The organism is Streptomyces calidiresistens, from assembly GCF_014141525.1.
In the GTDB taxonomy this organism is placed as follows: domain Bacteria; phylum Actinomycetota; class Actinomycetes; order Streptomycetales; family Streptomycetaceae; genus Streptomyces; species Streptomyces calidiresistens.
The window spans coordinates 1-6,536 of record NZ_VKHS01000260.1 but is presented as its reverse complement, the minus strand read 5'-3'; the positions used below and the strand labels follow the sequence as shown (position 1 = coordinate 6,536).

The window sequence follows — 6,536 nt, the reverse complement described above, 5'->3', positions numbered from 1 at the left end:
GGGCGCGCCCCCTTCGCCAATGTGTCGTTCCCCGGCACCGGACCGTCGAACGGCGGGGTGAGGCGCCGGTCCCGGAAGGTCGGTGCCTCCGGGTCCGCCACCGGACCGCCGGCCCCCGCCGCGAGCGGGGTCGCCGGAGCGGAGGGCCCGGCGGGTTCGGCGGGTTCGGCGGGCTCGGCGGCCACCGCGGCGGCCAGGGCGGGAACCGCCGCGGACGGGGCCGCTTCCGGGACGGGCTCGGAGGGCGTGGCGGCCGGGGCGGGTGCCGGAACGGCGGACGGCTCCGCCGAGGGACGGCGCCACTCCAGCACGGCTCCGCACGCCTCGCAGAACGACTGTCCCGGTTCCGCCCGGGTGCCGCAGTCGGCGCAGGTGTGAGCGGTCATGTCTCCAAGCTCCTCTCGATGGCCGACACCTGGACCGTGTACGGCATGTGGGCGGGACGAGCCGCGGCGACGAGCGCGTCGAGGCGGTGTTCGTCGGACGGGGAGGGGTCGGGCAGTCGCAGGTGGACGTGGAGACGGGGCCGGGCCTCCCCCGGGATCGGGCCGAGCGGCCGGGCGCTCCAGGCGGCGCCGCCGCTCTCGGTGATCTCGGGCTCCGCGCCGAACGCCAGCCGCACCGCCTCGGACAGGCCGCGTCGGGTGCCGCGGATGCGGTGCAGGTGGACGGCGGCCGCGACGGCGGCGCGCAGCCGGTGGTCCTCCTCCAGCCCGTCGGTCTCGGCACCGACCCAGGTGCCCACCCAGCGGACGAAGTCCCCGGGGGCGAGGTGGGGATCGAAGTACGCCTCCAGGCAGTCGAGTACGCCGAGGATCGGTGCGAGCACCTCGTCCAGGCCGGCGACGAAGCGTTGCGCCAGGTCGTCCTCGGCGAACACGGCCGGCAGCATGGCCCCGATCGGCATGGAGGAACCCATGCCGTCGACGGAGCCCCTCACGTGTCGTCCCCGATCACGCGCACCCGGTGGTCGAAGGAGAACGGCAGGGCCTCCGCCCGCAGGTCGACCCGGTCGGTGCCCTCGCCGCGTTTACCGGAGATCGGGTCCGCCGGGTGCAGCGTCACCCGGTCCACCAGTTCCACGCCCGGCACCCGCTGGAGCACCGCGAACAACTCGCCGGCCTGGATCGGTCGGCCGAACGGCCACCCGCGTCCGTCGACGCCGCCGGTGAGGGGGTCCAGGTGGCGGTGGAGCGCGTCGTGGGTCTCCCGGCGCACGCGGTCGGTGTCCGTGCCCCGGAAGGCGTGGACCGTCGCCACCACCGTGACGCCCTGGTAGTAGGGCGGTCCGACCGCCAGTCGGGTCCCGATCGGGCGCCGCTCGTCCAGGTGGCGGGTGATCCGGCTCAGCAGCGCGTCGTCGGGCACCAGTTGTTCGAAGCGCAGTCGTCCGTCGGGGTCGGGGACGGCCTGCGGCACCACCAGCACCCGCACGGCGTACGCGCCGTGTTCGTCCCGGTCGCCCTCCAGGCAGGTGATGCGCGCGGTGTCGGGCGCGGCGCGGCGGGCCAGTTCCTCGTAGTCCCGCAGGGTCACCGCCCGCTCCTGCGCCCGCAGGGTGATCGGCGCGCGGAGCCTGGCCTCCTCCACCGTCTCGCCGTCCACGCCGCCGCGCGCCGCCTCGCGGTTGACCACCTCGGAGACGTAGGGCACCGAGGTGCGCAGGACGCGGATCGTGCCACGCGCCACGTTCCCGGCGCGACCACCGCCGGTGCGGTAGCGGCGGGCCCGGATCACCGCGCCCTTGGGGGGGACCATGCCGTACTGCCGCAGCGTGCCGTCCGGTTCGCGGACCGCCGGGCCGAAGGCGATGGTGCCGGTGGTCGCGTCGAGGGTGACGTGCCGGTCGTAGGGACGGGAGGAGGCGAAGTCGGGGACGACCTCCCAGTCCGTCCAGCCGCCCTCCTCGGCCGTCTGGAGCAGGACGGGCGGGTCGTCGGCGACCACCGGCCGGCGGGCCAGGGTCAGCCGCTGGCCGGGCAGCCCGGTGGCCTCGCCGAGCGCCTCGTCGTGCACGGTCTCGGCGTGCACGGCCGGGGTGGTGCCGCCGATGGTGTAGGCCTCGGCGGAGCGCAGGGTCGGGGAGGCGGCGTAGAACGGCTGGTCGGGGGCGGGTTCGGTGACCCGGCAGCGCAGCCAGCCGGCGAGCCGGCCGCCGGTGCGCGAGCGGGCGTGTCCGCCGGGCACGTGGAGGATCAGGTGTCCCGGCCGGTTCAGCCCGCCGGTGCCGTCCTCCTCGACCCCGCACTCCGCCCAGCCGTCCTCGGTCCACGCCTCCCACGCCAGGGGCGGCTGCCGGGGATCGACTCCGACACCGTCCACCCGGCTGTCCAGGTCGAGCACCACCGTGCAGTGCGGCACGGCCGCGCTCAGGCCGAACAGGAGGCAGTCGCCGGGGGCCGGCGTCTGCGCGAAGCACCGCGAATCGACGCCCTCGGCGAGGTCGGCGGTGCGGTCGGTGACGGCCTCGCCGTGGTGGTGCACGGCCAGGTGGCGCAGCTCGCAGGGGACGATGGTGAGTGGCCGCTCGGTGGCGAAGACGACCGCGTCGCCCTTCTCGGGGCGGGAGGTGGCCAGTTCGGTGCCCGGCGGCACCCGGACCGGTTCCTCCTGCGGCGCGCTGAGCCGGAAGGTGACCTCCGCGCGGGCCGCCGACGGCGGGAAGAGCGTGATGCCGGCCAGGTCGAGGAAGGCCAACTGGTTCTTCTCCGGGACCCGGTTGAGCCGGTAGACGATCTGGTCGGCGATGTGGGCGACGGTCTCGACCAGCGTGATCCCGGGGTCGGAGACGTTGTGGTCGGTCCACTCGGGGGCGCGCCGCTGGATGAAGCGCTTGGCGTCGTCCACGAACTGCTGGAAGCGGCGGTCGTCGAGGTTCGGGGAGGGCAGGGCCATCAGTGTTCGCTTTCGAAAGCGGGACCCGGGGTGTCCGGCTCGTCGTGGGACGGGATGACGTAGAAGGGGAAGACCAGGCTGCGCGGGTTGTTGGTGCCCCGGATCGCGTACCGGACGTCGATGTACAGCACGCCGGACCCGGCGCCGGGCGTCACGCGGACGTCGTGCACCTCGATGCGGGGCTCCCAACGGTCCAGGCTGCTGTACACCTCGTGCCGGAGGCGGCCGGCGGTCTGCTCGTTGATCGGGGCGAACACCAGGTCGTGGATGGCGCAGCCGAACTCGGGGCGCATCGGCCGTTCGCCGGGGGCGGTGGCCAGCACGAGTCTGATCGACTCCTCGACCTCCCGCTCCCCGGAGACCAGGGCGATGCCCCCGGTGGGCGAGATGCGCAGGGGGAACGACCATCCCGATCCGACGAACTGTTCGGCCATCGGCCGTGTACCTGCCTTTCTCCGACCGGTGCGGTGACGAGTTCTGGTGGTGGGGCCCGCCGGCGGGCCGCGGTGGGGTCCGCCGGCGGCGCGGGGTCCGCCGGCCGGGCGTCAGGGCGGGAAGGGCATCTTGTTGACGGTGGTCAGCAAGGGGCTCTTGATCATGATCGGTTTCCCGGTGATGGTGAGGAGCGCGAAGGCGTCGATGGTCATGAGGCCCATCGTGGATTTGAGGGCGACGGCGCCCAGCCCCTCGGCGGTCAGGTTGCCCCGGCTGCGGATGTCGAGGTCGCCGCCGCTGGCCAGGGAGAGCTTGCGGCCCGCCTTCAGCGTCAGGTCTCCCCCGGCGTCCACCGAGACGTTCCCGCCGCCGGTGATGGCGATGGCGCCGTCGCTGTCGATGGTGATCTCGGTCCCGGTTCGATCCAGGTTGATCGTCAGTTTGCCGTCGCCGCTGGCCATGCGTACGCCGTTGCGGCCGGCGCGCCGGCTGAGCAGGTCGATCCGGTTGCCCTGCCGGTCGGAGAGGGTGTGCCGGGCGGCCTCGTTCCGGGGGCCGTCGTACAGCGGGACATCCTTCACCGGGGTCGGCTCGTCCACGCCGTTGTAGAGGCCGCCGACGACGTAGGGGTGGTCGAAGGCGCCGCGGTCGAACGCCACCAGCACCTCGTCGTTGACCTCCAGCGGGAAGATCCCGCCGCCCCCTTTGCCGCCCCACTGCGTCACCCGGGCCCAGTCGCTGACGTAGGTGTCGTCCAGCCAGGGGAAGCGGAGCTTCACCCGCCCCTGTCGGAGCGGGTCCGTCACGTCGTCGACGATCGCGATCGTCACGCCCGGCAGCCGCGACCCGGAGGCGGGGCCGCCGCCGCCGGAGGCCACTCCGTACAGCGACCGCCACTGCCGGCCGCTGACCGTCGCCGTGGTGCGGTACACCCCCTCGTCGAAGATGTGCTCGACGGAGGTGATGGTGTAGCGGCCGGTGAACCGGTCGCCGACCCCGTTCAGGAACACCGGGATGCCGGGACGCACCTTCGGGTTGCCGTGGACGCTGATCTCCAACTCGGCGAAGGAGGAGGCGATGTCGTCGGCGAGTGCCGCCGCGGCCCGTTCGGCGTCCGGATCCCGGTCCCGGGGGAGGTCCGCGTCCACCAGGGTGACGTCGGGGAACGCCCCCGCCGCGTCCGAGGGGGAGGTGCCGATCCCGAAGCGCTTCGTGGAGGGGTTGGCGACCGAGGCGACCACTTCCCGCTTCGTGGCCACGTTCCAGCCCCGTGCCTCCACTCCGCTCACCTGGTCCCCGGCGGTGACGGCCGCCCGCAGGTTCAGCACGTCGGAACCGGCGTGGAGCACCAGGGGGTTGGGGTCGGTGATCCCCTGCGGCGCGGGAGCGCCGGAGGCCGGCTTCGGGTCGATGAAGTGGAACCTCCCCTCGGCGTCGACGGACATGACGCGCTTGTTCTCCTCGGCGAGGCGGCCCAGGAAGTCCCAGTCGGTCTCGCCGGACTGGCTGATGAACTCGTACTCGCCGTCCGTGGCGTCGATCCGGCCGATCGGCACCCCGTTCTCCGAGGCCAACCGGCGGGCGATCGAGGCGGCGGTCTCCCCCCGGTACGCCTTCACCCGGCTGCGCCGCATCAGCCGGAAGCCGTGGTCGTACCCCCGGATGATCGTGAACGAGCCCGCGCCGTCGAAGTCGGTCTCCATGCCCGCCACCTCGCCGGTGAACAGCGGGTCGGCGATGCCCTGTCCGTCCGCGACCGGAGTGATCACCACGGGCGTGCCGAACTTCACCCCCAGCAGACCGAGGGCCGTGTAATGGGGGTCCCGGAAGACCAGCCGGAACGCCGCCGGCACTCCCGCGCCCTGGCTGACCCATCCCTCCACGAGTTCGGTGCCCTGGACGGAGCGGAGAGCCTTTCCCCCGACGGACACGTCCAGAACGCTGGAGAACGCCACCTCCGCCATCAGGTCCTCACCTCCCCGGCCGCCGGGAGCATCAGTTCCGAGCCGGGCGTCAGACGGGTCGGGTCGTCGATGTCGTTCGCCTCGGCGATGGCCCGCCAGGCCCCTGCCTCGCCGTACTCCCGCCAGGCCAGCGAGGGGAGGGAATCGCCCGCCACGACCCGGTGCACGCGCCGTGCGGTGAGGGCGCCCGAGGTCGGGTTCTGCCCCGCCGTCCGACCCGGGATCTCGTGCAGGGCCATCCGGCAGGTCGCCCGGATCGGCGTTCCGGTGGTCGAGAAGAGCGAGTAGGTGACATCGACCGAGGCGACGTAGGCGGTGAAGTGCACCGTCGAGAACGACCCCCATCGGAGCACCACCCACGGCGGCGACGGCTGCTGGGCCGCGATGCTCTCGGCCGTCACCTCGCAGCAGGCCAACAGCGCCTCCACCTTTTTGAGCACCGCGTCGTCGGTGGGGTCCTCCGAGTTGTCGAGGAAGATCTCCAGCGACAGTTCACGGGGGTCGGGCCCCATGAACTGCGGTATGGAGCCGTCGCGCACGGCCACCGTCGGAGTGGCCTTCCACTGGGCGCGCTGGCTCAGCGACAGCTGGGCCGGGTTGAAGTCGAAGGTGAACTCCTCGATGAGCCCCCCGGGGTTGGTGCCGACCCCCTTGGGCGGCTGGTGGATGGCGAGCGAGGCGCGGACCAGGCTCGCTCCCGCGCCGCGCGGTCCCATGGCCATGTCGGAGGGTGTCCCTTCGGTCGGTTGTCGCGGTGGATCGGTTGTCGCGGTGGATGCGTGCGTCGCTGCCGGTGGCACCGGCCGTCAGTCGGTGAACCCGTGGTGGGCGATCTCCAGCACCTCCACGGCCACCGAGTTGCCCTCCGGGTCGAAGTCGGGGCCCGTCCACCCCACCGGCAGGACGTCCAGCAGACCCCAGGTGACGATCTCGGTGCCGTTGGCCAGGAGGGCCGTGATCGCGCCCGTGGGGCGGACGATGCCGGTCTGGACGGAGGAGATCCACTTGGCGATCCGTGCGGAGTCCTCGGTCACCGGGCGGGTCAACCGGATCGTGGAGAAGGTGATCCGGGTGGGCAGCTGCCAGGCGTATCCGTTGTTGCCGCCCTCCTGGTACTGCTCGGTCTCCATCCGCACGGCCAGCCCGTCCACCTTGTTGAAGTCGCCCACGATGTCGCCGTCGATGGTCAGACGGAAGAACGGGGTGGTGGCGGGGTCCTGCAACACGGACATGGGACGGGCC

At 73.0% G+C, this 6,536-nt stretch carries 6 protein-coding genes and 1 pseudogene; all 7 read right to left on the bottom strand.

Translation table 11 applies throughout. The features are described 5' to 3' along the window. Positions 1-386 (bottom strand): annotated as a pseudogene (locus FOE67_RS12695) (zinc ribbon domain-containing protein); the annotation flags it as partial. Next, the gene (locus tag FOE67_RS12690; RefSeq protein ID WP_182663658.1) at positions 383-919 is read right to left on the bottom strand and encodes a phage tail protein; all 537 of its coding nucleotides are present in this window, start codon (positions 917-919) and stop codon (positions 383-385) included. The pseudogene FOE67_RS12695 and the gene FOE67_RS12690, both read right to left, overlap by 4 nt. A 17-nt stretch (positions 920-936) precedes the next feature. Then, complete coding sequence (locus FOE67_RS12685) at positions 937-2,895, bottom strand: putative baseplate assembly protein (RefSeq protein ID WP_182663655.1); 1,959 nt, start codon at positions 2,893-2,895, stop codon at positions 937-939. Beyond that, entirely contained in the window at positions 2,895-3,329 is a 435-nt protein-coding gene (locus tag FOE67_RS12680) for a GPW/gp25 family protein (protein ID WP_182663653.1), read from the bottom strand. Before FOE67_RS12680 ends, FOE67_RS12685 begins: the two co-directional genes overlap by 1 nt. A gap of 111 nt (positions 3,330-3,440) precedes the next feature. Beyond that, positions 3,441-5,294, bottom strand: coding sequence for a VgrG-related protein (locus FOE67_RS12675; protein WP_182663651.1), 1,854 nt, complete (start codon positions 5,292-5,294; stop codon positions 3,441-3,443). Further along, positions 5,294-6,016 carry a CIS tube protein gene (locus FOE67_RS12670; RefSeq protein WP_182663650.1) on the bottom strand — a complete coding sequence of 241 codons (723 nt, stop codon included), beginning with the start codon at positions 6,014-6,016 and terminating at the stop codon, positions 5,294-5,296. Before FOE67_RS12670 ends, FOE67_RS12675 begins: the two co-directional genes overlap by 1 nt. 84 nt (positions 6,017-6,100) lie before the next feature. After that, a complete protein-coding gene (locus FOE67_RS12665; RefSeq protein WP_182606460.1) occupies positions 6,101-6,526 on the bottom strand; it encodes a phage tail protein in 426 nt (141 codons plus the stop codon). Between the last annotated feature and the right edge of the window lie 10 nt (positions 6,527-6,536).

Coding starts and splice junctions, on each gene's coding strand:
- FOE67_RS12690 (WP_182663658.1), bottom strand. CDS start 919: ATGGGTTCCTCCATGCCGATCGGGGCCATGCTGCCGGCCGTGTTCGCC.
- FOE67_RS12685 (WP_182663655.1), bottom strand. CDS start 2,895: ATGGCCCTGCCCTCCCCGAACCTCGACGACCGCCGCTTCCAGCAGTTC.
- FOE67_RS12680 (WP_182663653.1), bottom strand. CDS start 3,329: ATGGCCGAACAGTTCGTCGGATCGGGATGGTCGTTCCCCCTGCGCATC.
- FOE67_RS12675 (WP_182663651.1), bottom strand. CDS start 5,294: ATGGCGGAGGTGGCGTTCTCCAGCGTTCTGGACGTGTCCGTCGGGGGA.
- FOE67_RS12670 (WP_182663650.1), bottom strand. CDS start 6,016: ATGGCCATGGGACCGCGCGGCGCGGGAGCGAGCCTGGTCCGCGCCTCG.
- FOE67_RS12665 (WP_182606460.1), bottom strand. CDS start 6,526: ATGTCCGTGTTGCAGGACCCCGCCACCACCCCGTTCTTCCGTCTGACC.